The 24391-nt window shown below is 60.8% G+C and carries 22 protein-coding genes; 9 read left to right on the top strand and 13 right to left on the bottom strand.

Annotated features, from left to right (window positions below; translation table 11 throughout):
- Nucleotides 1–4: 4 nt before the first annotated feature.
- Nucleotides 5–337 (bottom strand): hypothetical protein, encoded by a 333-nt coding sequence (locus GA0061102_RS25520; RefSeq protein WP_092854394.1) that lies wholly within the window; start codon nucleotides 335–337, stop codon nucleotides 5–7.
- Between the two features lie 214 nt (nucleotides 338–551).
- Here GA0061102_RS25520 and GA0061102_RS25515 point away from each other — a divergent pair, with 214 nt between their 5' ends.
- The 3 genes from GA0061102_RS25515 to GA0061102_RS25505 are packed head-to-tail and all read left to right on the top strand — an operon-like array spanning nucleotide 552 to nucleotide 4281.
- The gene (locus tag GA0061102_RS25515) at nucleotides 552–1790 is read left to right on the top strand and encodes a urate hydroxylase PuuD (protein WP_092854392.1); all 1239 of its coding nucleotides are present in this window, start codon (nucleotides 552–554) and stop codon (nucleotides 1788–1790) included.
- A complete protein-coding gene (gene guaD, locus GA0061102_RS25510; RefSeq protein WP_092854390.1) occupies nucleotides 1787–3094 on the top strand; it encodes a guanine deaminase in 1308 nt (435 codons plus the stop codon). The genes GA0061102_RS25515 and guaD overlap by 4 nt, the downstream gene beginning before the upstream one ends.
- 47 nt (nucleotides 3095–3141) lie before the next feature.
- Nucleotides 3142–4281, top strand: coding sequence for an alpha-hydroxy acid oxidase (locus tag GA0061102_RS25505; RefSeq protein ID WP_092854388.1), 1140 nt, complete (start codon nucleotides 3142–3144; stop codon nucleotides 4279–4281).
- Here GA0061102_RS25505 and GA0061102_RS25500 read toward each other — a convergent pair.
- From GA0061102_RS25500 to GA0061102_RS25465, 8 genes are all read right to left on the bottom strand, one after another.
- Nucleotides 4278–5018, bottom strand: coding sequence for a metallophosphoesterase family protein (locus GA0061102_RS25500; RefSeq protein ID WP_092854386.1), 741 nt, complete (start codon nucleotides 5016–5018; stop codon nucleotides 4278–4280). The two genes, GA0061102_RS25505 and GA0061102_RS25500, sit on opposite strands and share 4 nt — an antisense overlap.
- Nucleotides 5019–5021: 3 nt before the next feature.
- Nucleotides 5022–5378, bottom strand: a complete 357-nt coding sequence (gene uraH / locus GA0061102_RS25495; RefSeq protein ID WP_092854384.1) for a hydroxyisourate hydrolase — start codon at nucleotides 5376–5378, stop codon at nucleotides 5022–5024.
- Entirely contained in the window at nucleotides 5375–5875 is a 501-nt protein-coding gene (locus GA0061102_RS25490) for an ureidoglycolate lyase (RefSeq protein WP_092854382.1), read from the bottom strand. Before GA0061102_RS25490 ends, uraH begins: the two co-directional genes overlap by 4 nt.
- 7 nt (nucleotides 5876–5882) lie before the next feature.
- Nucleotides 5883–6245: a HepT-like ribonuclease domain-containing protein gene (locus GA0061102_RS25485; RefSeq protein ID WP_092854380.1), complete on the bottom strand. Its 363-nt coding sequence runs from the start codon at nucleotides 6243–6245 to the stop codon at nucleotides 5883–5885.
- A 113-nt stretch (nucleotides 6246–6358) separates the two neighbouring features.
- Nucleotides 6359–6856, bottom strand: coding sequence for a 2-oxo-4-hydroxy-4-carboxy-5-ureidoimidazoline decarboxylase (gene uraD, locus GA0061102_RS25480; RefSeq protein WP_092854378.1), 498 nt, complete (start codon nucleotides 6854–6856; stop codon nucleotides 6359–6361).
- A 1-nt stretch (nucleotide 6857) separates the two neighbouring features.
- Entirely contained in the window at nucleotides 6858–7781 is a 924-nt protein-coding gene (gene puuE, locus GA0061102_RS25475) for an allantoinase PuuE (RefSeq protein WP_092854376.1), read from the bottom strand.
- A gap of 119 nt (nucleotides 7782–7900) precedes the next feature.
- Nucleotides 7901–8608, bottom strand: a complete 708-nt coding sequence (locus GA0061102_RS25470) for a DUF1045 domain-containing protein (protein ID WP_092854374.1) — start codon at nucleotides 8606–8608, stop codon at nucleotides 7901–7903.
- Nucleotides 8609–8714: 106 nt separating this feature from the next.
- A complete protein-coding gene (locus tag GA0061102_RS25465) occupies nucleotides 8715–9899 on the bottom strand; it encodes an NAD(P)/FAD-dependent oxidoreductase (RefSeq protein ID WP_092854372.1) in 1185 nt (394 codons plus the stop codon).
- Between GA0061102_RS25465 and mnmC2 the strand changes: the two genes are divergently transcribed.
- Nucleotides 9898–10632 (top strand): tRNA (5-methylaminomethyl-2-thiouridine)(34)-methyltransferase MnmC2, encoded by a 735-nt coding sequence (gene mnmC2 / locus GA0061102_RS25460; protein ID WP_092854370.1) that lies wholly within the window; start codon nucleotides 9898–9900, stop codon nucleotides 10630–10632. The two genes, GA0061102_RS25465 and mnmC2, sit on opposite strands and share 2 nt — an antisense overlap.
- Here the strand turns inward: mnmC2 and GA0061102_RS25455 are convergent.
- On the bottom strand, nucleotides 10629–13856 hold the full coding sequence (locus tag GA0061102_RS25455; protein WP_092854367.1) for a response regulator: 3228 nt from the start codon (nucleotides 13854–13856) through the stop codon (nucleotides 10629–10631). The genes mnmC2 and GA0061102_RS25455 overlap by 4 nt on opposite strands.
- A 335-nt stretch (nucleotides 13857–14191) precedes the next feature.
- Here GA0061102_RS25455 and GA0061102_RS25450 point away from each other — a divergent pair, with 335 nt between their 5' ends.
- Together GA0061102_RS25450 and GA0061102_RS25445 are read left to right on the top strand one after the other, a co-directional pair.
- Nucleotides 14192–14524 carry a hypothetical protein gene (locus tag GA0061102_RS25450; RefSeq protein ID WP_092854365.1) on the top strand — a complete coding sequence of 111 codons (333 nt, stop codon included), beginning with the start codon at nucleotides 14192–14194 and terminating at the stop codon, nucleotides 14522–14524.
- Nucleotides 14525–14843: 319 nt separating this feature from the next.
- On the top strand, nucleotides 14844–16553 hold the full coding sequence (locus GA0061102_RS25445; protein WP_092854363.1) for a DEAD/DEAH box helicase: 1710 nt from the start codon (nucleotides 14844–14846) through the stop codon (nucleotides 16551–16553).
- A gap of 55 nt (nucleotides 16554–16608) precedes the next feature.
- Here the strand turns inward: GA0061102_RS25445 and GA0061102_RS25440 are convergent, their stop codons facing one another.
- Complete coding sequence (locus GA0061102_RS25440; RefSeq protein ID WP_092854361.1) at nucleotides 16609–17502, bottom strand: DMT family transporter; 894 nt, start codon at nucleotides 17500–17502, stop codon at nucleotides 16609–16611.
- A 377-nt stretch (nucleotides 17503–17879) separates the two neighbouring features.
- On the opposite strand from GA0061102_RS25440, the gene GA0061102_RS25435 reads away from it, so the two are divergent.
- From GA0061102_RS25435 to GA0061102_RS25425, 3 genes are read left to right on the top strand one after another with little or no spacing between them, the layout of a single operon-like run.
- Entirely contained in the window at nucleotides 17880–19289 is a 1410-nt protein-coding gene (locus tag GA0061102_RS25435) for a circularly permuted type 2 ATP-grasp protein (RefSeq protein WP_092854359.1), read from the top strand.
- Between the two features lie 6 nt (nucleotides 19290–19295).
- The gene (locus GA0061102_RS25430) at nucleotides 19296–20237 is read left to right on the top strand and encodes an alpha-E domain-containing protein (RefSeq protein WP_092854357.1); all 942 of its coding nucleotides are present in this window, start codon (nucleotides 19296–19298) and stop codon (nucleotides 20235–20237) included.
- Nucleotides 20238–20249: 12 nt separating this feature from the next.
- Nucleotides 20250–21080, top strand: a complete 831-nt coding sequence (locus GA0061102_RS25425) for a transglutaminase family protein (RefSeq protein ID WP_092854355.1) — start codon at nucleotides 20250–20252, stop codon at nucleotides 21078–21080.
- A 59-nt stretch (nucleotides 21081–21139) separates the two neighbouring features.
- On the opposite strand, the gene araD is transcribed toward GA0061102_RS25425, so the two are convergent.
- Both araD and GA0061102_RS25415 read right to left on the bottom strand, forming a co-directional pair.
- Nucleotides 21140–22885 (bottom strand): L-arabinonate dehydratase, encoded by a 1746-nt coding sequence (gene araD / locus GA0061102_RS25420; protein WP_092854353.1) that lies wholly within the window; start codon nucleotides 22883–22885, stop codon nucleotides 21140–21142.
- A gap of 63 nt (nucleotides 22886–22948) precedes the next feature.
- Nucleotides 22949–24382, bottom strand: coding sequence for an aldehyde dehydrogenase family protein (locus tag GA0061102_RS25415; RefSeq protein ID WP_092854351.1), 1434 nt, complete (start codon nucleotides 24380–24382; stop codon nucleotides 22949–22951).
- Nucleotides 24383–24391: the final 9 nt, after the last annotated feature.

Here is a 24391-nt window from a genome sequence, read left to right as displayed (position 1 = left end):
GAGCTCACTCGGACATGTCAGGCGCATAGAAGCAGCGCGGCGTATTCTCATCCGGAAACAGACAGAGATGATAGGCGCCATCCGGCGAGTGCATCGCTTTCTTCTGCGGCAGGGTGAAGATGTGCTCACGCGTCACGCTATGATGATCGCCGGGATTTATCGTTAGCCGATAGCCGCCAGGGATGATGGTGACCGTGCGCGAGGGGATCATCTCGCAATCCCCGCTCTCACCATCGCCGTTGCAACAATAGGGATCATAGGACCAGCCGGAAGGCGCGTCGTGCGCCATGGCAGAGGCTGCGAAAAGAAGAAAGACGAGCGCCAGAATACCACGCATGGGCAATTCTCCGTCGAAAAAATAGACGCTGCCGCGGACACGGCCCGCTCCAAGCAGCCGAGGGAATTTTAGTAAAAACTGCTATAACCTGATTTAATGCGCTCCCGACGCCCGACAAGATCGTAGCTTTCAGTCGGCGCATCAAACTCTCTCCTTCCATCCGACCCCAACATTTTGCAAAGTGCCGAGTCGAAGAAGGGAAAAGGGGAACGGAATGTATGAATACGCCATAGCGTGGGAATGGCTGGCTTTTGCCGTCCGTTGGTTCCACGTCATAACCGCCATAGCGTGGATCGGCTCTTCCTTCTATTTCATCGCGCTCGATCTCGGGCTCGTGAAGCGGCCGCATCTTCCGCCCGGGGCCCATGGCGAGGAATGGCAGGTTCACGGCGGCGGCTTCTATCATATCCAGAAATATCTCGTCGCCCCCGCGCAGATGCCCGAGCATCTGACCTGGTTCAAATATGAGAGCTATTTCACCTGGCTTTCCGGCTTCCTGATGATGTGCATCGTCTACTATGGCGGTGCCAATCTCTTCCTCATCGATCGGCACGTGCTCGATGTCGGCGTGCCCGTCGCGATCCTGATTTCGCTGGCGTCGCTCGCCGTCGGCTGGATCATCTACGACCTGCTCTGCAAATCGCCGCTCGGCAACAATACCTGGGGCCTGATGATCGTGCTCTATGCCATTCTGGTCTTCATGGCCTGGGGATACACTCATCTTTTCACCGGCCGCGCAGCCTTTCTGCATCTCGGCGCGTTTACCGCGACGATCATGTCGGCCAACGTCTTCATGATCATCATCCCGAATCAGAAGATCGTTGTCGCCGATCTCATCGCCGGCCGCACGCCGGACCCGAAATACGGCCGCATCGCCAAGCAGCGTTCGCTGCACAACAACTACCTGACGCTGCCCGTCATCTTCTTCATGTTGTCGAACCACTACCCCCTGGCTTTCGGCACGGCCTACAACTGGGTCATCGCAGCGCTGGTATTCCTGATGGGCGTTACCATCCGCCACTGGTTCAACACGACGCATGCCCGCCAGGGACGTCCGACCTGGACCTGGATCGTCACGCTCGTCCTCTTCATCGTCATCGTGTGGCTCTCGACCGTTCCGAAAGTGCTGACCGGCGAAAAGGAAGCCAACGCCGTCTCGCCGGCTTTCCAGCAATTCGCCTCAGACCCGCATTTCCCGGCCGTCAAGCAGATGATCTCGACGCGCTGTTCCATGTGCCACGCGGCAGAACCCGTCTATGAGGGAATTGTCCGCCCGCCGAAGGATGTCAGGCTGGAAAATGACGAAGAAATCGCTATGCATGCCCGGGAGATCTATATCCAGGCCGGGCGCAGCCATGCCATGCCTCCGGGCAACGTTACCGATGTGACGCCCGAGGAGCGCAAATTGCTGGTCGCCTGGTTCGAAAGCTCCATCGGAGAAAAAAGCCAATGACCACTCTTCTGCGCGGCCGCCTGCTTTCCTTCAAGCGCCTGCCGCAAAGCCTCGATGATACGGACAGCTACGCTTACGAAAGCGATGGCGGTCTGCTGATCGAAGACGGCGTGATCGCCGCGACCGGTCCCTACACTGATATCAAGGCGCAGGCGCCGGACGACGCCACCGAAATCGATCACCGCCCGCATCTCATCCTGCCGGGCTTCATCGACATGCACCTGCATTTCCCGCAGATGCAGGTGATCGCCTCCTATGCCGCCAACCTGCTGGAATGGCTGAACACTTATACCTTCCCCGAGGAATGCCGCTTTGTCGAAAGCGCGCATGCGGAGCGTATCGCCACGCATTTTTACGACGAGATGATCCGCCACGGCACCACGACGGCCGTCGCCTACTGCTCGGTGCACAAGACCTCCGCTGACGCCTATTTTGCCGAAGCCATGCGGCGTAACATGCGCATGGTCGGCGGCAAGGTGATGATGGACCGCAATGCTCCGCAAGGCCTGCTCGACACGCCAGAGATGGGCTATGACGAGACCCGTCAGGTGATCGCCGACTGGCACGGCAAAGGCCGCAACCATGTGGCCATCACGCCGCGTTTCGCCATCACCTCCACGCCGGCGCAGATGGAGGCGACTGCAGCCCTCGCCCGAGAATTCCCGGATCTGCATATTCAGACGCATCTTTCGGAGAACCACGACGAGATCGCCTTCACCTGCGAACTCTACCCGGAAGCGATCGACTATACCGATATTTATGCGCGCTACGGGTTGCTTGGGCCCAAGAGCCTGTTCGGCCATGCGATCCATCTCTCCGAGCGCGAAGCCGATGCCATGAGCGAGGCCGGCGCGGTCGCGGTACATTGCCCGACCTCGAACCTGTTTCTCGGCTCCGGCCTCTTCCCGCTAAAGGCACTGGCACGCCGCGAAAAACCCGTCCGCATCGGCGTCGCCACCGATATCGGCGGCGGCTCCAGCTATTCCATGCTGCGTACCATGGACGAAGCCTACAAGATCCAGCAGCTGCTCGGCGAGCGCCTGAATCCACTCGAAAGCTATTATTATATGACGCGCGGCAATGCGGAATCACTCTCCCTCGTCGACAAGATCGGCACGCTCGACACCGGCACCGAAGCCGACCTCATCGTCCTCAATGCCGCCGCGACACCGGCCATGGCGCTGAAGATGGAGGTGACGAAGAGCCTCACCGAGGAGCTGTTCCTGTTGCAGACCATGGGCGACGACCGCGCCGTCGTCGAAACCTACGTCGCCGGAAAGCCGATGAAATCGACCCTGCAATAAGGCAATCCGAACCCGCCATCATGTAACCATCCAGAAGGCAGAGAACCATGACCGCGCCGCTTACCATCGCCGAACTGAAGACGCTTGCCGAGCGGCGCGTGCCGAAAATGTTCTTCCAATATGCCGATTCCGGCTCATGGACGGAATCGACCTACCGGGCGAACGAGGCGGATTTCGCCAAGATCAAGCTGCGTCAGCGCGTCCTCGTCGACATGTCCGACCGGTCGCTCGCAACCACAATGGTCGGCCAGAAGGCCTCCATGCCGGTGGCGCTGGCTCCGACGGGCCTTACCGGCATGCAGCATGCCGATGGCGAGATGCTGGCAGCCCGGGCTGCGGAGGAATTCGGCATTCCCTTCACTCTGTCGACCATGAGCATCTGCTCGATCGAGGACATCGCTTCGGTCACGAAACAACCCTTCTGGTTCCAGCTCTACGTCATGAGGGATCGCGATTTCGTCCTGAACCTGATCCAACGAGCGAAGGCGGCGAAATGCTCGGCGCTCGTGCTGACGGCCGACCTACAGATCCTCGGTCAGCGCCATAACGACATCCGCAACGGGCTTTCTGCGCCGCCGAAAATGACGGTCAAGAACCTCTGGCAGATGGCGACGCGGCCGGGCTGGTGCATGAACATGCTGAAGACCAAACGCCACTCCTTCGGGAATATCATCGGCCATGCCAAGGATATTTCCGACATGACGACGCTGGCGCACTGGACGCATTCGCAGTTCGACACCAAGCTCTCCTGGAACGATGTCCGCTGGATCAAGGAGCAATGGGGTGGCCCGCTCATCATCAAGGGCATTCTCGATGTCGAGGATGCGAAGGCGGCCGTCGATACCGGCGCCGATGCCATCATCGTCTCCAACCATGGCGGCCGGCAGCTCGACGGTGCCCTCTCCTCCGTCAGCATGCTGCCTGACATCGTCGATGCCGTCGGTGACAGGATCGAGGTCCATATGGATGGCGGTATCCGCTCCGGTCAGGATGTGCTCAAGGCCGTAGCCCTCGGCGCCAAGGGCACCTTCATCGGCCGCCCCTTCCTCTATGGTCTGGGCGCCATGGGTAAGGAAGGCGTGACGCTGGCGCTGGAGATCATCCGCAAGGAGCTCGATATCTCGATGGCGCTCTGCGGCAAGCGGGATATCAAGACGGTGGATCGGTCGATCCTAGCCGATCTCTAGCGCAACCAGCCCGTCGCCAGACCGCTCGCCAATTCGGCGCGGCTATTCTGCGCCGCGAGCCTCGCCATCGCCATGTGGTCATAAGCGACCTGCCGGAAGATCGGCAGCCAATGATCGGCCTTCTTTTCCAGAATGACATAGGAGGCAAAGGGATGGCCGGCTTCGACCTTGTGATAATGAGGCAGGTCGTCGTCATAGGCGGGGCAGCCGACACTGCCGGGATTGACGATAAGACGTCCATCGGAAAGCCTGACGATACGTGGAATATGCGTGTGTCCGCACAGAATCAGCGGAAAATCGATGCCGGCGGCAAGCGCTTCGATTTCCTCGAGCGGCTTCTGATAAACGTGACCGTCAGCAGAGACGGATTCCAGCCAATAGACGTTATCTGCTGCCGGTGTCGCGTGGCAAAGATAGGCTTCGTTTCTGTAGACGGCACTGAAAGGCAGGCTGCGCAGCCAGTCGAGATGACGTTCGGACAGTTCAGCATAAGCGGCCTTGTCGGAAACATGCATCGTCCCCGGCGTCTGTTCAATCAGATATCGGTCGTGATTGCCGCGCACCGTCAACGCATCCAGGGCCAGAAGCAGATCGGCGGTCCTTCCGGCGGTCAGCGGCCCGCTGAAGCAATCACCGAGATTGACGATATCGCTGATACCTTGGCTTCGAATATCCTCAAGCACCGCCTCGAGCGCCAGATGATTGCCATGAACATCCGCAATGGCCGCGAAGCGCAAGTCTCAGCTCCCGCGATAGGTTGAATAGCCATAGGGCGAGATCAGCAAGGGCACGTGATAATGCGCTGTCGTATCGGCAATGCCGAAACGGATCGGCACCAGATCGAGGAAGGCGGGCTCGGGCAGCGTCGCGCCGCTTGCACGCAGATAATCCCCTGCCCGGAACAGCAGTTCGTAAGTGCCGGCAACAAAGCTGTCGCCGACGAGAATGGGACCACCGTCCACACGTCCGTCGGAATTGGTCACGACCGTCTTCAGATGCGTGCGGACATCACCCTCGATCCTGAAAAGATCGATGGTCAGGCCTTCGGCCGGCTTGCCGAGAGCGGTGTCGAGCACATGGGTGGTCAGTCCGGTCATAGGGTTGGCGCTCCGATGGTGAAGGGGATACCGAAGAAATACTCCTCGAGATTGTTTCCCGGCCCGTCGCGATCGACGACGAGGAAATCGCTCTGCTCGCCAAGCGCCATCAGCGGATAGTGCCAGGCATTGACCCGGTAGTTCACGCCCTGATCTCCGCGCGCCAGAAAAACCTGCGGCCTGCCGGGCTTGCCGTCCTCATCCAGCGAGACGACGACGAGAAACGGCCGGCCGTTCAGCGGGATGAAACACTGGCTGCCGAACGGGTGGCGCTCCATCATCTCGATCGTAAAGGGAAAGGCCCGAGGTTGGCCGCGAAAGATATTCAGGATAACTCGAGCCCCGTCGCCGATGGCTTCGGCGCTGGATAGCGCATGGAAGCGCTCCGTCGTCCCGCCATTGATGAATCGCATCGTTGCCGGATCAGCCTCGATCACGTCACCGAACGGTGCGAATGCGGACTTTGTCAAAGGTTGAATGTCTAGATGCTGTGTCATTCTATGATTATTCGCCTTCCGCTCGCCAGTGGCGAATGGAGTCCAGTTGCAGGAGCAACTCCGGAAGAGATTTGTGGGCGAGATCCCAAAGGGTCGTCAACTCGATGTCGAAGTGCCCTTGCCCAATCCGATTCCTGAAGTCGCGCATCACATGCCAAGGCAGATCCGGATGGTCAACGACAAACTCCGGATATTCCTCCGCAATGCGCGCCGCCGCCTCGCCGATCAGCATCAGATTCATGCCGACGGCACGCTGCTTTTCGACCATGTTGAAAAAAGCGTCCCTATCTGTCCCCTGCAGAAACTGACCGATTTCAGACCCGGCCCGCTGCATGCGATCAAGATGGGCAATCAGCCGATCCAAGCTCATGTCACACGGCTCCCCTCCAGCCAATCTTTAAGCGATGAGCGAAGTGAATGACAGCTCGCCATTATCGCCGAAATGCCCGTATCGAGATTTGGGGAGGAAACACCTGCCGCACGTCAGCTCTCCGGAAGCATGGATTGCAGGCGCAGCAGAGCAATCTTCTCCACTTGCGCCGTTGCCGTCGCAAACTCGGCGTCCCGATCATTGCCGATCCGCGTCTCGAAGGCGGCAAGGATATCGTCCTTGCCGAGACCCTTGACCGCAATGATGAAGGGAAAGCGGAATTTGGCCACATAGGCGCTATTGAGCTCGGTGAAGCGGGCATGCTCCGCCGGGCTGAGCCGGTCGAGCCCGGCGCCCGCCTGCTCCTTGCGGCTGTCCTCGGTCAACTCGCCGGCGATGGCCAGCCGCCCGGCGAGATCGGGGTGAGCCCGCAGGACGCCAAGCCGCTCGTCGGCGCTCGCCGCACGGAAAACCCTCGCCAGGGCAGCATGCACGCCGCCCGAGGTCAGCGGCTCGACGATGGCGCCGGCGTCATAAGCACGCTCCGCGATGAAGGGAGAATGCTCGAAGACGCCGCCGAAGCGGCTTACGAATTCATCACGCGAGATCATCTCAGCGCCCACTCGCGGGAAGATGATGTTCGTGCCAATGCTTGGCGATGTCGATACGCCGGGGGACCCATACCTTGTCGTGCTTCAGCACGTATTCGATGAACCGGCGCAATGCCGCGGCACGACCGGGCCGGCCGACGAGGCGGCAATGCAGGCCGATTGACATCATCTTCGGGCTGCCTTCTTTGCCTTCTTCGTAAAGCGTGTCGAAGGCATCCTTGAGATAGGTGAAGAACTGGTCGCCGGAGTTGAAGCCCTGCGGCGTGGCAAACCGCATGTCGTTGGTTTCGAGCGTGTAGGGGATGATCAGGAACGGCTTGCCGTTCAGACCATCGACCCAGAAGGGCAGATCGTCGGCATAGGAATCGGAGGAATAGAGGAAGCCGCCCTCCTCCATGACGAGCCGCAGCGTATTGTCCGATGGCTTGCCCTGATACATGCCGTAAGGCCGTTCGCCGGTGATCTCGGTGTGCAGCCGCACCGCCTCCTGAATATGCTTGCGCTCCAGATCCTCGGAAAAGTCTTTGTATTCCAGCCAGCGGTAACCGTGGCTGGCGATTTCCCATCCGGCTTCCTTCATGGCGGCAACCGCTTCGGGATTGCGCGCCATGGCGAGCGTCACGCCATAAACCGTCGCCTGAACCTTGAGTTCGGTGAACATGCGCCACAGCCGCCAGAAGCCGGCGCGCGAACCATATTCGTAGATCGATTCCATGTTGAGGTTACGCTGGTTCGGCCAGGATGCCGCGCCGACGATCTCCGACAGCAAGTTTTCCGAGCCCGGATCGCCGTCGAGAATGCAGCTTTCCCCGCCCTCTTCATAATTGATCACGAACTGCACCGCGACGCGGGCGTCGTCAGGCCATTTTGGGTCGGGAGTGTTGCGGCCGTAGCCGATGAGATCGCGGGCGTAGTTTTCCGACATTGAAGCACCTTCTTGAATAAGCAGAACGGTAGCATCCATATGGCGAAAGTCGAGACGGAAAGTGGGAAAATCACTTTCTCTTCAATGGCAAGCCGCCGGGGCGAACAGCGCCCGCGAAGCTAGGCAATCTTGCGCGCACTCACCTTGCCCATCGGATGCAGGGAATGCACCCGGAAGGGGCCGCCGGAGCCGTCTTCCATCATCAAGGCGATGTTGGAAACGGGGATCGGCGCGGCAAGTGCGGGTTCGAAGAAGTCGCGCAATGCCCGTTCGATGCGCTGCATGTCGCCGGGGCTGACCGTGCCGGTCAGCATCATCTGAAAGCGGAATTCGTCCATCACATGCGGATGGCCCCAACGGTGCAGGTTGGCGAACTGCGTCGCCGAGAGACCGTCAGGATCGATGCGCTCGATCTCCGCCTCGGTCAGCGGCGCGCGGTAGAGGTCGAAGGCCTGCACCAGAGACGCAGCGAGAAAATGCATCTTCTGACTAGGTTCGGACGAAACGAGGCCCAGGGCGCCACCGAGCCGCGCAACTTCCAGCCGCGGAATTTCGAACGGCGCGACCGAGCCGGAAAAGCGCATGAGATCGCGCAGCAACAAGGCCTCGGACATGTCTTCCGCCAGCCTGAACGGCGCCTTCAGCAAGCCCATGAAACCATAGCGACGGGGAACGGCGGTATAAAAGGCGATCTCATGGATCCCCAGCCCGCGGATCGCAGGCGGGTCGACCATCTCACCGGAATAGACGTTGCGGCCCAGCCAATGTGCGGCCGCAAGCGTCAGCGGATCGCTCGCGGACGGCGTGAAGCAAATGGCGTAGCGCATAAAATCTCCTCCAAAGCGCGACAGTCCGGCTGACAAAACCGGGGTTCCGACGGCCAAGGAGATAGGTGATTTGCGTGACAAATTGACGACCCGAAAGGGCGTATATTCACGTTTTATGTGATACGACTGTAATATGACTTGCCAAAGTGAATGACTGCGGCAACTTGAAGCAACACGGCATATTCGCGGCCTCGCACACGGCCGCTTCCGCCAGCCGATGCGCCAATCCGAAGCTCACCTTGAAGCCGCCGGTCAGGGCGATCAGCGACGGATGGTCGGGATGAGCACCCACCATCGGGTCGCGATCGACCGCCTTCGGCCGCAAGCCGGCCCAGCGTTCGACCACCTCCGCCCCAGCCAAAACCGGCGCCATCGCGCGGGCTGCAGCCAGCAGATCATCCAGCTGGCCGTCGGTGGTTAACGGGTCTTCGAAGCGGTTCTCGCTGGTACTGCCGACTGCGACCAGCCCACCCTCATGCGGAACGATATAGAGGCCATCGCGAAAGATGACCGGAAGGCTGCCGTCGATATCCGCCATGAGCAGCGCGGCCTGCCCCTTGACCGGTTGCCCGAGGGCTGATTTGCGATTGTGCGTCAGCCCATCCAGGATCGGGAAAGACTTGTAACCGGCAGCCAGAATGCAGCGGCCGAAACGGATATCCTCTCCACTCGTGACAGCAACACCCCCATCCGGATCGATCCGATCAATGTTCAGGCCTTCAACAAGCCGCACATGCCTGGCGGTGGCAAGAAATCTCTGAAGCACGTCCAGCAAGGCCCGCGGGGCTACGCGCGCCGCAAGCGTATCGAAGACGAAGCCGCTTTCGCCAGCGGCGGGGTCGATCCAGCCCGGAACGGGCGCAGCATCGAGCACCTGCCATTGAAATTCGCGCCTGCCCTGATGCCAATGCGTTTCGGCATCGCGCTGATGACCGAGCGCGATCTGTCGAAGGTGCGGCTTCGGCAACGGGATCAGGCGGCCGGCGCGACGGTAGCCAGCGGAAAGTCCGGTCGCCGCCTCCAGCACCGCAAGCTCCTCCTCCAGAGACAGGAGCGCATCGAACTGAAACTGCTTCTTTTCAGACCACTTGTCCGGCATATGCGGCATCAGCGCGCCAAGCAGGCCGCCGCTCGCCCCCTGCCCGAATCCGCCGGCATCGACCAGCAGCGTTTGAATGCCGAGACGTTCGGCATGGACGGCCGCCCACAAGCCCATGATGCCGCCCCCGACGATCAGAAGATCGACGGACGATTGACCGGCAGGTCTTGGAGGACTATCGGCTCTTTCCATGACAGATCCAGTTTCCGATCGGACTGACGCGTCCGAAACCAATACGGCAAGCCCGGAGCTTGAATGGCGCGACGGCGATATGCCCTATTCCCCGGCTTTTGGCGACCATTTTTATTGCCAGACCGATGGTCGGCTCGAATGCGGCCATGTCTTCCTCGCCGGCAATGGCCTGCCCGCGCGCTGGGAGCAGCAGCGACATTTCTTGATTGGTGAGCTTGGCTTTGGCACTGGCCTGAATTTCTGCGAGACATGGCGCCAGTGGCGGCAGCAGGCGACGCCTGGCTCGGAACTGCACTTCATGTCCTTCGAGCTCTACCCGATGCGTGCCGAGGAGATCGACCGCGCCCTGTCGCATTGGCCCGAGATCGACAATGAACGCCGGGCTCTGGTCGCTGCGTGGCCCGCCGATCCGCAAGGCGTGGTATCTCTGGAGCTCGAGGCCCATACACGTCTCACCGTCGTCTGCGGCCCGGCGCTGGACGGCGTGCGCAATGCGCAGCCGGGCTTCGACGCCTGGTATCTCGATGGCTTCGCGCCATCGCGCAACGCCGACATGTGGTCGCTGGAACTGATGCAGATGCTTTGCGGCAAAACGGTTGCGAACGGCACCTTCGCCACCTATGCGGCCGCCGGTTTCGTGCGCCGCAATCTTCAAGCAGCAGGTTTCACCGTCGAGCGACGGCAAGGCTTCGCCGGCAAGCGGGAAATGCTCTGCGGCGTCAAGCCGGCCTAGCTGTTGGAGCGATCGGCCCGAAGAGCCGCATCGTCAAGCCAGCGCTGGATCTTTCCTTCGAGAAGCTCGGGGCTGATCGGCTTCGACAGGCAATCATCCATGCCCGCCTCCATGCACATCACGCGATCCACCTCCAGCGCTTGTGCCGTCACGCCGATGATGGGCACATGCCAGCCCTGGCCGGCCTGTGCCTCGAACTGACGGATCATCCGTGTTGCCTGATGACCGTTCATGACCGGCATGGAGACATCCATCAGGATCAACGCAGGCCGTAACTGGCGCCACGAGTCCACAGCCGCCTGACCGTTTTCCACGACAAGGAAGCGCAGGTTCGTCGCTTGCAGGATCTGCGTGAAGACGATCTGGTTCACCTCGTTGTCTTCGGCCACGAGAACATCGATGGTGTTGCCGGGTCTTGCGGAAGTCATCTGCTCGGTGACCTGGATCGCAGCGGCGGCTTCGACGTCTATCGGCCGGCGCCGGGCCATGGGGCTCGGTGGCCTGCTCGCCTTGCGGCGCCTTGATGTGCGGACGACGTCGATGATCGTATTGCGCAGCACATTGGCGCGCGCGGGTTTCATCAGATGCACCTGGCCGTTGACTGCGGTGAACTCTTTTTCGGAACCGACCGTCCCCATCGATGTCAGAAACATCACCGGCAGCGCATCAAAGCGGGGATCGGCGCGGACGGCATGCGCGACCTGATGGCCGTTCATGTCGCGCATATTATAGTCGATCATCATGGCATCAACAGGCACGCCCATATCGAAAGCGGCATTCAAAATGGCAAGGGCCGTGCTGCCATCCTCGGCGGCAAAGCTGTCAAAGCCCCATTGTCCGAGCTGTTCGGTCAAGATGCGCCGATGGATATCATGATCTTCGACGATCAAGATACCCGCGCCCTTGACGTCAGCCGGCAGATCCGGAGGCTTGCCGCGCTCGGCAACCAGTGGCATCGGCAAATGGACCGTGAAAACCGATCCCTTGCCCCATTCGCTTTCGACCGACAACGAGCCACCGAAAAGATCGACCAAGCCGGCCGTGATGGCGAGCCCGAGACCGGAACCTTCGAGGCGCCGCGCAAAAGATGAATCCGCGAGCGAGAATTTATCGAAGATGGTGGCAAGCTTCTCGTCTGGAATACCGATGCCGGTGTCTTCGATACGCAGCGTCAGCAGCACATCCTCGTCGGCTTCCGGCTGGCTATCCAGCTCGACAAGGACGTGACCCCGCTCCGTAAACTTTATCGCGTTACCGACAAGATTGGTCACGATCTGCCGGAAGCGCCCGGCATCGCCAAGTATTGCCGCCGGCACACCGGGCGCGGCACGTACGATCAGTTCGATATTCTTTTCCGATGCGGCAGCCGCCAGCAGCGCAGCGATATCCTCGACCGCCTCTATCGGGTCAAACGCCATCTTGCGCAGATGCATCTCACCGGTATCGATCCGCGAGAAATCGAGAATATCGTTGATGATGGTCAAAAGCGCATTGCTGGACTTGACGATAATATCGACGAAGGTCTTTTGCCGCGCGTCGAGACCGGTCTTGGCGAGCAATTCCGCCATGCCGAGAACTCCGTTCATCGGCGTGCGGATTTCATGGCTCATATGGGTGAGAAATTCGGATTTGGCCCGATCCGCCGCATTGCTGCGGGCCAGCAGGAGCTGCAGATCGGCCTCACGCTCCTTCATTTCGGTGACATCGGTCAGCACCACGGTCCATCGGCGATGCCCGCCGATCGCGGCTTCAAGCTGTATCCAGCGATCGCCGACGACCTGGAACACGCAGCATATCGGCTTGCCCGCCCTGATGCTTTCGCCCCAGGACTGCCGCACAGCCTCCGGATCGTCGCCGAAATCGCCGCGAGCCGCGCAATAATCAAAAGCGGCGGACCATTTCCTACCGGCCTCCAGGAGCTCCGCAGGCAGCTTCAGCATGCGCTGCAGCGTGTCGTTTGCCAGGATGATCGTGCCGTCCTGAACAATCAGCAGGCCCTGCGACATGGCCTGCATCGCGTCGGCCACGAGCTCGCCGAGACGCTCAAGCGCCAGCCGTGTCTCGGTAATCTCCTGCGACTGTTGTTTCACGGAGGAAATGTCCGTGTAGGACATCAGTGTGCGGCCATTGGAAATTCGGCGCGCATCGATAATGACGGATTTGCCGTCGGCAAAATCCACTTCAGTCTGCAGGTGCGACCCAGCCTTACGCAGGGCAGCCAAACGCGCCTGATAGATATCTTCGACGCTTTGACTTTCGGGGCCGAAACGCTCCAGCGCGAAATGCCTGGCGATGAGATCGCGATAGGGCCGGCCCTCGAAACGCTCGTCCTTGGAGAACTCCCAGATTTCGTACCAAGCGTCGTTAACGTATTCTACGATGTAGTCGCTGTCATGGATCAGAACCCCGATCGGCATCGAACGGAGGATATTTTCGAGATCGTGGTGCAATGCCTCCGCACGCGCTTGCGCCTCGATGATTTGCATCTCTCGCTGCTTCAACGCCGAGATGTCGGTGACGGAGCCGATTGTGTAATGGCTGCCGTCGGCCGCCGTCGCCCGGTTGAGGCTGATTTTCACCGGTCGCCTCACCTGCTGCCGGTCGACCATTTCGCTTTCGAATTCCCGCCCGCGCCCGTCCCTTAAGGCCGCCTCGTTTGCGGCAAAGAAATCATCGGCGCCTGCGTCAAACATCTCATGCTCGGTCTTGCCAAGCATCTCGGCACGATCGAGCCCGGTGATATCGGCATGGGCGGGATTGGAATAGATCAACCGATGATCGGCTCCGCGCACGAAGGTCGCGACCGGCAGATCCTCCAGAACGGTACGGAAGAAGCTGGTCTGGTCGGCTCCTGGGACGGAGTCGGGGGTGGCCGGCGCATCGAGAAACATGCCGAAGACATAGACGCGATCTTCAGAGGGAGCAAAGCTCTCGATCTGTATGCGCGAGCGCTGGTGGCCGGTAGCGTCGAAGCACAGCGCCGTCTCCTCCGACGAGAAGACAAGGGCGCGGCGCTCTTTGTCCTCCCTCTCGGCGCTCTCGCCCGAATCAAGGAGGTCGTGGCTGCGGTTGCCGATGAAATCGGAGACATCACGCCCGAAAAAACGCGCATAAGCTTCGTTGACGGCGACGTAGCGCAGCTCACTGTTCTTGATGTAGGCAGGCCTGTCCAGATTGGCGATCCGGCGGCATGCTATCTCCAGCAGTTCACCGTCCAGGGTCAAACGGAGCCTCTCTTCTCACCACGCATGATAGTTCATAAAGCGATGCTCTAACACAGATCGTTTTAACAAGGCGTTAACCATGTTTAGCCGCCAGGACGACGTAGCGCTCGGCCCCACGCATCGGGGAAATACGTGCAGCCCGATGCCTGTGCCACCGGGTGAGAGGAAGGGGTATGCCTACCTGCTCCCCGAGTGAAATCAAAAACTCTTCGCACTTCCATCATGAACAAAATTTAATACCGCGCTCCATTTTTTAGCCGCGACTTCGCCCCGTTCTCCTCGCACCGTCAAGCTCGGCTTCGGCTGGGAGGCCTTTGTTTCGGAAAGGGATTTCGATGTCTGTGCTTCGCACTTTAACAACCGCCGGCTTAATCGCGCTGACGCTCGGCAGCGCCGCCGCCGTAACCACCACCAATGCCGGCGCCTCCGAGCGCGGCGCCTTCTTCGGCGGCCTGGCTGCCGGCGTTGTCGGCGGCGCTCTGGCCGCCGAAGCGGTACGGCCGGCATACCCGGCCTATCCTGCTTATTATCCGGCCTACCGGGCCTATCCCGCTTACTACGAAGGACCGGCCTATGAACGCGTCTATGTGCGCCCCTATCCCAGCTGCTATTGGGCCTGGCGCCACGATGGCTGGGGCCGCCCGTATCGGGTCGAGGTCTGCCGCTGAGGCTTGAACGCCGCAGGGTCCGCTACCCCTCCACTATCAACGATGCCGCCTGATTCGGCGGCATTTTCGTTGGCCTGTTGAAGAGCTTTTGCCCGCCCTCTTGACTTTAGCTGCAAAAAAGACCAAATGCGCCTCAGCTTTCACCTTCCGGCCGCCGCGTGAGCGTGCCCTGCGGGACTAGACGTACGCAAGAGAAGGACAAAAGCGCTTTAGATAATGAGACCGCACCCAAGGCGGTCAGATGCGCTGGAAAGCTTTTTCCAACTTACAAGTTCCCACTTCACGCGGGGTTCTTGACGCCAGAGACAGACCGGACCGCATGGTGCGACCCGGCCTTTTTGCTTTGGCGCCCCCGAAAGGTATTGAATTGACCGATTTTCACTCGCTTGGTCTCTCCAAGCAGATCGTCGATACGCTGTCGCAGAACAACTTCGCCACACCGACGCCGATCCAGGCACAGGCGATCCCGCTCGTTCTCCAGGGCCGCGATCTCGTTGGCCTCGCCCAGACCGGCACCGGCAAGACGGCCGCCTTCGGCCTGCCGATCATCGAAATGCTGTTGAAGGACCCCAAGCGCCCGGACAACCGCACCGTCCGCACGCTGATCCTCGCTCCGACCCGCGAGCTGGTGAACCAGATCGCCGACAACCTCAAGCTCTTCGTGCGCAAGACGCACTTGCGGATCAACCTCGTGGTCGGAGGCGCTTCGATCAACAAGCAGCAGCTTCAGCTTGAGCGCGGCACCGATATTCTCGTCGCCACCCCGGGCCGCCTGCTCGATCTCATCAGCCGCCGCGCTTTGTCGCTCGGCCATGTCACCCATCTCGTCCTCGACGAGGCCGACCAGATGCTCGATCTCGGTTTCATCCACGATCTGCGAAAGATCTCGAAAATGGTCCCGGCCAAGCGCCAGACCATGCTGTTCTCAGCCACCATGCCGAAGGCGATCGCCGATCTCGCTTCCGACTACCTGACCGATCCGGTCAAGGTCGAAGTATCGCCTCCGGGCAAGGCGGCCGACAAGGTGGAGCAGTATGTCCACTTCGTCGCCGGCCAGAACCATAAGACCGAGATCCTCAAGGAAACGATCTCCGCCAATCCGGATGGCCGCGCCATGGTCTTCCTGCGCACCAAGCACGGCGCTGAGAAGCTGATGAAGCATCTCGACCATGTCGGCTTTGCCGCTGCCTCCATCCATGGCAACAAGAGCCAGGGTCAGCGCGAACGCGCCCTCAAGGCCTTCCGTGACGGCGAAATCCGCGTTCTCGTCGCCACCGATGTCGCCGCCCGCGGCATCGACATCCCCGGCGTTTCGCATGTCTACAACTATGACCTGCCGGAAGTGCCCGACGCCTATGTCCACCGCATCGGCCGCACCGCGCGCGCCGGCCGTGACGGCATCGCCATCGCCTTCTGCGCTCCGGACGAAATCCGCCTGCTGCGCGACATCGAGCGCCTGATGGGCATCGAGATCGCCGTTGCCAGCGGCGAGGCTCCGGCCGACCGTGGCCGTCCGGCTCGCGGCAACAATCGCGGCGGCGCCCGTGGTGGCCAAGGCCAGGGCCAGGGTCGTGGCACCGGTCAGGGTCGCCCTGAAGGTCGTCCGGCTCGCCCGGCTCGTCGCCCTTTCTTCGACAAGGAAAACGGCGAGGCCCGCGGCCAGACCGGCGAGCGTCAGGAGCGCCGTCCGCGCGAGGATCGTCCGCAGCGCGAAAACAACCGCAATGCCGATTTCCGCGGCCAGCGCCGCAACGAGCAGACGCCGCGCCCGGAGGTGGACAACGATCTCGTATCGACGTCCGATTTCCGTCCGGCACGCAAGCCGCATCACGGCAACTCAGCGAACGGCAACGGCGCAGGGCATGAAGGCGGCGCCCATCGCGGGCAGCGCCACTCCCATGGCCGCCCGGCGGGTCGTCACAGTGAAGACCGCAACCAGAGCGGCCAGGGCGAACAGCGCAACGGCGGAAACGGCCGCGTGAAGCGCCGCGGCCCGGGCAATGGCGGCCAGCGCCGCGAACGCGCCTGATACACGATCAAAAAAGGGGGCGACTGGCCCCCTTTCCTTATTCTGTCATTCCATTTTATTCCGGCACCACATCCGCCGTGCGCCGGTTGGTGAGATAAACGCCCAGCACCACGATGACCGTGCCGACGATGATCGGCAGCGTCAACGGTTCGCCAAAGGCGATCGCCGCTTCGATGGCGACGGCCGGCGGCATCAGATAGATCAGCGATGCCGCGCGCGAGACCTGCCCCCGGCGGATGAGATAGAGCAGCAGGCCGACAGCCCCCATCGACAGGCCGAAGACCGACCAGAGAAGGGACAGGATCGCCGTCTGCGTGCCGTCGAAGCGCAACCCTTCGAATATGAAGGCCAGCGGCACGGTTACGATCAATGCGCCGACATATTGCAAGGTTGCGATTGTGCGCAGATCGCCGGTCTGCAAATGGCGCTTCTGGTAGAGCGTTCCGTAGGTCACCGACACCATCGCCAGCAGATTGACGACGAGCGGGACCGCAGATTGCCAGAGATCGGCCGTCCCCGACGCAAGCAGCTTTGGTGATATCGCAATCGCGATGCCGAGAAAACCGAGCAGCAGGCCGAGGCGCTGGATCGGCTGCACGCGTTCACCGACGAGGAATGGCGCCGCCATGGCTGTCATCAGCGGCTGCAAAGCGGCGATGATACCAGAAATGCCGGCCGGAACACCCTCGGCGATCGCCCACCAGAGACCGGCCAGATAAATGCCATGCAGGAAGACGCCGGAATAAACAGCTCGAAACACGCTCGACCAATCGCGCGGCCACCGGGCGCCGGTTACAGAACAGACCAGCACGAAAGCCAGCGCTGACAGGCTGTAGCGGATCATCAGGAAGGTGAACGGACCCGAATGCAGCGAGGCATACTTGGCGACGATCCACCCTGTGGACCAGAGAAGCACGAAGATCGCTGGTGCAAGTCTATCGAGGGACATGAAAATCGAACCGATATGTGTTTGGCGCGTAGGAACCGAATAGAGATCGAGTTCCGGGTACCGCGCGGAGGGGTTGACGGCTGATAGCCGATACCAGCGGAACCGTCAAAATCCATCTGCTGACAGCATCGATCAATTTTTCTTCACGGCCCGAGGCATCGCAGAGCACCGAGACGCGCATTCCGCAAAACAAGCAGATGCTCAAATTTTGATCCAAGTAATGCAGCAAGACCGGGCAGGCAGTAGCCGATTTTCTCTTAAATGCCTGCAAATCCAGCATTTTTCGACGCGGTAAAATTCGTACCGGCAACTGCGCATACTTCTTGCATTGTAAAAACCATTGTATTCAAATGGGTAAAAACACGGGGACCGCGCCTTTGGCATTTGATGAAATGATTACTGCGGATGAAAGTCCGCGCGCACCTTACCAGAAATACTTCGAATGGTACTCCGGTCAGGATAGAGGCCACCTGATTTCCAAGTCCCGAGATGCGGAAACCATCTTCCGAAAAACGGGAATTACCTTCGCGGTCTACGGACACGCAGACTCCTCCGAAAAGCTCATTCCCTTCGACATCATTCCCCGCATCATTTCCGGCCGCGAATGGCGCAAGCTCGCCCAGGGCATCGAACAGCGGGTCATCGCGCTCAACGCTTTCCTCCACGACATCTACCACAAGCAGGAAATCATCCGCGCCGGCCGCATCCCGCGCGAGCTGATCGAGAAGAACGATGCTTTCCTCCCGGAGATGATCGGCTTCCGCCCGCCGGGCGGTGTCTACACCCACATTGTCGGCACCGATATCGTGCGCACCGGCGAAGACCAGTTCTATGTGCTCGAGGATAATGCCCGCACGCCTTCCGGTGTCAGCTACATGCTGGAAAACCGCGAAACGATGATGCAGATGTTCCCCGAGCTGTTCCACCAGAACAAGGTGCAGCGCGTTGAGGACTATCCGCTCTTGCTGCGCCAGAGCTTAGCATCGCTCGCACCTCCCGGCTGCAAGGGCAAGCCGCGCGTCGCCGTGCTGACGCCGGGCATCTATAATTCCGCCTATTACGAGCATTCTTTCCTCGCCGACATGATGGGCGTGGAACTGGTCGAAGGCTCGGATCTGCGCATCATCGACGGCAAGGTGAAGATGCGTACGACGCGGGGCTACGAGGCCATCGACGTGCTCTATCGCCGCGTCGACGACGATTTCCTCGATCCCCTCACCTTCCGTTCGGATTCCGCGCTCGGCATCCCCGGCATCATGGATGTCTACCGCGCCGGCCATATCACCATCGCCAATGCTCCCGGCACCGGCATCTCGGACGACAAGGCGATCTATTCCTACATGCCGGAGATCGTCGAATTCTACACCGGCCGCAAGCCAATCCTCGAAAATGTGCCGACATGGCGCTGTTCGGAGCCCGATAGCCTGCAATATGTGCTCGACAACCTTGCCGATCTCGTCGTCAAGGAAGTCCATGGCTCCGGCGGCTACGGCATGCTCGTCGGACCGACGGCCTCGAAGAAGGAGCGGGCGGCCTTTGCCGAAAAGCTGAAGAGCAAGCCGAACAACTACATCGCGCAGCCAACCCTTTCGCTGTCGACCGTGCCGATCCTAGTCAACAAGGGCATTGCGCCGCGACATGTCGATCTGCGGCCCTATGTCCTCGTCTCCGACAAGGTACGGATCATTCCCGGCGGGCTGACCCGCGTGGCGCTGAAGGAAGGCTCGCTGGTGGTCAACTCCAGCCAGGGCGGCGGCACCAAAGACACCTGGGTTCTGGAGGACTGATCGGACATGCTGGGAAGAACCGCGAATGGCCTCTACTGGATGTTCCGTTACATCGAGCGCGCCGAAAACATTGCCCGACTAGTCGATGCCGGGCAACGCATGTCATTGACCCGCAGCGACGCCGCCGATGACGACTGGGACGGCGTTTTGCAAAGCGCCGGTGTGCGCGAAGCCTATGGCGAAGTGCACGACAAGATGACGGGCGCTGACGCCATCGACTATCTGATGCGCGATCGGTCCAATCCATCGAGCGTGATGTCCTGCATCGAATACGGACGCAACAATGCCCGCATGGTGCGCACGGCGCTGACCCGCGACACCTGGGAAGCGACCAACGAATGTTGGATCGAACTGAAGACCCTCCTCGGCAAGAAGCTGAAAACGGCCGAATTGCCCGAGATGATCGATGTCATCAAACAACGTGCGGGGTTGATCCGCGGCGCCTTTCACGGCTCGATGCTCCGCAATGAGCTCTATAATTTCGCTCGCATCGGCACCTTCATCGAGCGCGCCGACAATACGGCCCGCATCCTCGACGTGAAGTACTACGTGCTTCTGCCCTCTGTCTCGCATGTCGGCTCCTCGCTCGACAACGCGCAATGGGAGTCGATCCTGCGATCGGTGTCGGCACACCGGGCCTACAAATGGGCTTACGACCCCGAATACAAGCCGGCGAACATTGCCGACTTCCTGATCCTGAACGGGCAGATGCCGCGCTCGCTTGCCTATTGCTATGACAAGATCGTCAGCAACATGGGCTACCTCGGCGCAGAATACGAAAAGCGGCTGCCGGCGCACGACACGTCCGAAGCCATTCGCCAATCGCTGCAAAAGCTGACGATCAAGCGCATCATGGATCAGGGCCTGCATGAGTTCCTGGAGGATTTCGTCGCTCGCAACAACAAGCTTGGTGCGGAGATTTCTGATGGCTATCGGTTCTATGAATAGGCGGGCGACATTATGAAACTGACGATCAGCCATATTACGGAATATCGCTACCACGAACCGACGCAATTTTCCTTGCAGCGCTTGCGTTTGACGCCGCTGACGGGCATCGGGCAAACGGTCTCGAACTGGAAACTATCCGTTGAGGGCGCCAGTCCAGAAGTGGAGTATGACGATCAGTTCGGCAATCGCGTTACCCTCGTCTCGCTCGACGGGCAGCAGGAAGCGACCAGGATCGTCGCGACAGGCGAAGTCGAAACGCAGGATCTTAATGGTGTCGTAGGGCAGCATGTCGGCTTCACCCCGCTCTGGCTCTTCCTCAGGGAATCGCCGCGCACCAAGGCTGGAAAGCTGACGAAGGAGTTGACGCGCGGGCTTTCGGGCGACAGCGACCTTGCCAGAATGCACGCGCTGATGACCGCAATCCATAAGTCTGTGGAATACAAGCCCGGCACCAGCGACACGGAAACGACCGCCGAACAGGCTCTGGAGGCAAAAAGCGGCGTCTGTCAGGACCACGCCCATATCTTCATCGCCGGTGCCCGCGCACTCCAGATCCCGGCGCGCTACATCTCCGGCTATCTGATGATGGAAGGCAAGAATGAGCAGGCAGCCACCCACGCCTGGGCGGAAGCGCATATTCCCGGCCTCGGATGGGTCGGCTTCGATCCTGCCAACGATGTCTGTCCCGATGCCCGCTATGTCCGTATCGCGACAGGCCTGTGCTATCGCGACGCCTGCCCCGTTTCCGGCATGCGGGTCGGCACACCTGGTGAAACCCTTACCGTGAAGGTGTCGGTGGCAAGCCAGGGACAGGGGCAGAGTCAAAGTCAAAGTCAGAGCTAACAGCTCATATGAAAAGGGCGGAGCTTTCGCCCCGCCCTTTTCAATTCAAAACACCAATCTTAGTGGCTGTCGCGATTGTTCGGGATTTCCGAGCCGCGCGGGCCGACGAGGAAGTCGAGGTCGGCGCCGGTATCGGCCTGCATGACGGTGTTCACATAGAGACCGCCGTAGCCGCCGTTGAGCGGCTTGACCGGGGAAACCCAGGCGGCGCGGCGCTTGGCCAGTTCCTCGTCGGAGATCTCGAGCTGGATCGTGCGGGCGGGAACGTCGACGGCGATGATGTCGCCGTTCTGAACGAGCGCCAGCGGTCCGCCGTCGGCGGCTTCCGGAGCCGTATGCAGGATGACGGTGCCGTAGGCCGTGCCGGACATGCGCGCATCGGAAATGCGGATCATGTCGGTGATGCCCTTCTTCAGTACCTTCGGCGGCAGGCCCATGTTGCCGACTTCGGCCATGCCTGGATAACCCTTCGGGCCGCAATACTTGAGAACCATGATGCAGTTCTCGTCGATGTCGAGATCTTCGCGGTTGATACGAGCGTGGTAATCCTCGATGCTTTCGAAGACCACGGCGCGGCCCTTGTGCTGCATCAGGTGCGGCGAAGCGGCAGACGGCTTCAGGACGGCCCCCTTCGGGGCGAGGTTGCCGCGCAGAACCGCGATGCCGCCCGACTGCGTCAGTGCCTTCTCACGCGGGACGATAACGTCGTCATTGTAGTTGACGACATCCTTGACGCCGGCCCAGATCGTGTCGCCGGTGACGGTGATCGCATCCTTGTGCAGCAGCCCCATCTCGCCGACTGCCTTGATGACGACGGGCAGGCCGCCGGCATAGTAGAATTCTTCCATCAGGTGCTTGCCCGAAGGCTGCAGATTGACGATTGTCGGCACTTCGCGGCCCAGGCGATCCCAGTCATCCAGCGACAGGTCGACGCCGATGCGGCCGGCAAGCGCCAGCAGATGCAACACCGCATTGGTCGAACCGCCGACGGCGCCGTTGACGCGGATGGCATTCTCGAAGGCTTCCTTGGTCAGGATGTCGGAAGGCTTCAGGTCTTCCTTGACCATGTCGACGATGCGGCGGCCGGAAAGCTGCGAGATGACGCGGCGGCGCGCGTCGACAGCCGGGATGGCGGCATTGCCGGGCAAGGTCATGCCAAGTGCTTCTGCCATCGACGCCATGGTCGAGGCCGTGCCCATGGTCATGCAGCTGCCGGCCGAACGGGCCATGCCCTGCTCCGCATCCATGAATTCATCCAGCGACATCTCGCCGGACTTCACCATTTCCGAGAACTGCCAGATCGCCGTGCCGGAACCGACATCCTTGCCGCGCCACTTGCCGTTCAGCATCGGGCCACCGGAAACGAGGATGACGGGGATATCGACCGAGGCAGCGCCCATCAGCAGGCTCGGCGTGGTCTTGTCGCAGCCACCGAGCAGCACGACGCCATCCACTGGGTTGCCGCGGATTGCCTCTTCGACGTCCATGGCCGCCAGGTTGCGGAACATCATCGCTGTCGGGCGCAGCGTGCTTTCGCCGACCGAGAAAACCGGGAACTCCACAGGGAAACCGCCCGCCTCATAAACCCCGCGCTTCACACGCTCTGCAAGATCGCGCAGATGCGCGTTGCAGGGCGTCAGCTCCGACCAGGTATTACAGATGCCGATGATCGGACGGCCATCGAACGTATCGGCCGGCAGGCCCTGGTTCTTCATCCAGGAGCGATGCATGATCGCGTTCTTGCCGGTGCCGCCGAACCAGTCGTAGGAGCGCAGCTTGCGCGGCCATTCAGCTTTCTTTTTCATAGTCTCGGTACCTTTTGTGTCACCCGGGCCGCCTCGTTCGCGCCCGGGCTTTGAATTCGATGGTTAGGCCAGCGTGTAGGCGGTCTTGACGGTGGTGAAGAACTCGGCGGCATATTTGCCCTGCTCGCGCGGACCGAAGGACGAGCCCTTGCGGCCGCCGAACGGCACGTGGAAGTCGACACCGGCCGTCGGCAGGTTGACCATCACCATGCCCGCTTCCGCATTGCGCTTGAAATGGGTCGCATGCTTCAAACTGGTCGTGGCAATGCCGGAGGACAGGCCGAACGGCGTATCGTTGGCGACAGCCAGCGCCTCGTCGTAATCCCTAACGCGAATGACCGAAGCAACCGGCCCGAAGATCTCTTCGCGGCTGATGCGCATCTGGTTGGTCGCCTCTGTGAACAGCGTCGGCTGCAGATAGAAGCCGGGCGTGTCGCGGCTGACGAGCTCACCGCCAAAGGCAAGCTTTGCGCCTTCCTGCCGGCCGATCTCGATGTAGTCGGTGTCCGTCTTCAGCTGCTTGGCGTCGACGACCGGGCCGATATGGGTGCCGGACTTCAAGGCGTTGTCGACGTTCAACGTCTTCAGCTTCTCCGTCAGCGCCGCCACAAACTTGTCGTGAATGCCCTCGGTGACGATGAGCCGCGACGAGGCCGTGCAGCGCTGACCGGTCGAGAAGAAGGCGGAATTGGCAGCCGCCTCGACGGCAACCGTCAGGTCAGCATCGTCAAGCACGACCATCGGATTCTTGCCGCCCATTTCGAGCTGATACTTGCGGCCATGCTCGACGGAGGACAGCGCCACGCGCTTGCCGGTGCCGACCGAGCCGGTGAAGGTGATGCCCGAAAGAACCGGGCTGTCGAGCATCGCCTGGCCAACGACCGAGCCCTTGCCCATGACGAGGTTCATGACCCCCTTCGGCAGGCCGGCGCGGTGCAGGATATCGACGATCGCCCACGAGCAGCCGGGCACGAGATCGGCCGGCTTGAAGACGATGGTGTTGCCGTAGCAAAGCGCCGGCGCGATCTTCCAGGCCGGAATGGCGATCGGGAAGTTCCATGGCGTGATGATGCCGATGACACCGAGCGGCTCGCGGGTGATCTCGACACCGATGTTCGGGCGCACGGAGGGTAATACCTCGCCTGAAAGGCGCAGCGCCTCGCCGGCGAAAAATTCGAAGATCTGCGCGGCACGGATCGTCTCGCCGATCGCTTCAGGAAGCGTCTTGCCCTCTTCACGGGCCAACAGCGCACCGAGCTCCTCCTTGCGTGCCAGGATCTCCTCGCCGGCCTTCTTCAGGATTGTGTGACGCTCCAGAATGCCGGAACGCGACCAGGCTGGAAAGGCGGCCTTCGCGGCCGCGATCGCGTCAGTGACATCCTGCACGCTGGCGCTGGCATAAAGGCCGACAACTTCGTTCGTATCCGATGGATTGATGTTTTCGGCGCCGGTCGTCCCGGTCCACTCGCCGGCGATCAAATTCTGATGAATGGTCATGGCGTCATG

The organism is Martinezella miluonensis (assembly GCF_900094545.1).
In the GTDB taxonomy this organism is placed as follows: domain Bacteria; phylum Pseudomonadota; class Alphaproteobacteria; order Rhizobiales; family Rhizobiaceae; genus Rhizobium; species Rhizobium miluonense.
Note: the sequence above shows the minus strand (reverse complement) of the source record. Positions and strands in the feature narration are given on the sequence as shown.

Coding starts and splice junctions, on each gene's coding strand:
- GA0061102_RS25425 (WP_092854355.1), top strand. CDS start 20,250: ATGAAACTGACGATCAGCCATATTACGGAATATCGCTACCACGAACCG.
- puuE (WP_092854376.1), bottom strand. CDS start 7,781: ATGTCGGAAAACTACGCCCGCGATCTCATCGGCTACGGCCGCAACACT.
- GA0061102_RS25440 (WP_092854361.1), bottom strand. CDS start 17,502: ATGTCCCTCGATAGACTTGCACCAGCGATCTTCGTGCTTCTCTGGTCC.
- uraD (WP_092854378.1), bottom strand. CDS start 6,856: ATGATCTCGCGTGATGAATTCGTAAGCCGCTTCGGCGGCGTCTTCGAG.
- GA0061102_RS25445 (WP_092854363.1), top strand. CDS start 14,844: ATGGTGCGACCCGGCCTTTTTGCTTTGGCGCCCCCGAAAGGTATTGAA.
- uraH (WP_092854384.1), bottom strand. CDS start 5,378: ATGACCGGACTGACCACCCATGTGCTCGACACCGCTCTCGGCAAGCCG.
- mnmC2 (WP_092854370.1), top strand. CDS start 9,898: ATGACAGATCCAGTTTCCGATCGGACTGACGCGTCCGAAACCAATACG.
- GA0061102_RS25505 (WP_092854388.1), top strand. CDS start 3,142: ATGACCGCGCCGCTTACCATCGCCGAACTGAAGACGCTTGCCGAGCGG.
- GA0061102_RS25470 (WP_092854374.1), bottom strand. CDS start 8,608: ATGCGCTACGCCATTTGCTTCACGCCGTCCGCGAGCGATCCGCTGACG.
- araD (WP_092854353.1), bottom strand. CDS start 22,885: ATGAAAAAGAAAGCTGAATGGCCGCGCAAGCTGCGCTCCTACGACTGG.
- guaD (WP_092854390.1), top strand. CDS start 1,787: ATGACCACTCTTCTGCGCGGCCGCCTGCTTTCCTTCAAGCGCCTGCCG.
- GA0061102_RS25415 (WP_092854351.1), bottom strand. CDS start 24,382: ATGACCATTCATCAGAATTTGATCGCCGGCGAGTGGACCGGGACGACC.
- GA0061102_RS25515 (WP_092854392.1), top strand. CDS start 552: ATGTATGAATACGCCATAGCGTGGGAATGGCTGGCTTTTGCCGTCCGT.
- GA0061102_RS25430 (WP_092854357.1), top strand. CDS start 19,296: ATGCTGGGAAGAACCGCGAATGGCCTCTACTGGATGTTCCGTTACATC.
- GA0061102_RS25485 (WP_092854380.1), bottom strand. CDS start 6,245: ATGAGCTTGGATCGGCTGATTGCCCATCTTGATCGCATGCAGCGGGCC.
- GA0061102_RS25450 (WP_092854365.1), top strand. CDS start 14,192: ATGTCTGTGCTTCGCACTTTAACAACCGCCGGCTTAATCGCGCTGACG.
- GA0061102_RS25465 (WP_092854372.1), bottom strand. CDS start 9,899: ATGGAAAGAGCCGATAGTCCTCCAAGACCTGCCGGTCAATCGTCCGTC.
- GA0061102_RS25520 (WP_092854394.1), bottom strand. CDS start 337: ATGCGTGGTATTCTGGCGCTCGTCTTTCTTCTTTTCGCAGCCTCTGCC.
- GA0061102_RS25490 (WP_092854382.1), bottom strand. CDS start 5,875: ATGACACAGCATCTAGACATTCAACCTTTGACAAAGTCCGCATTCGCA.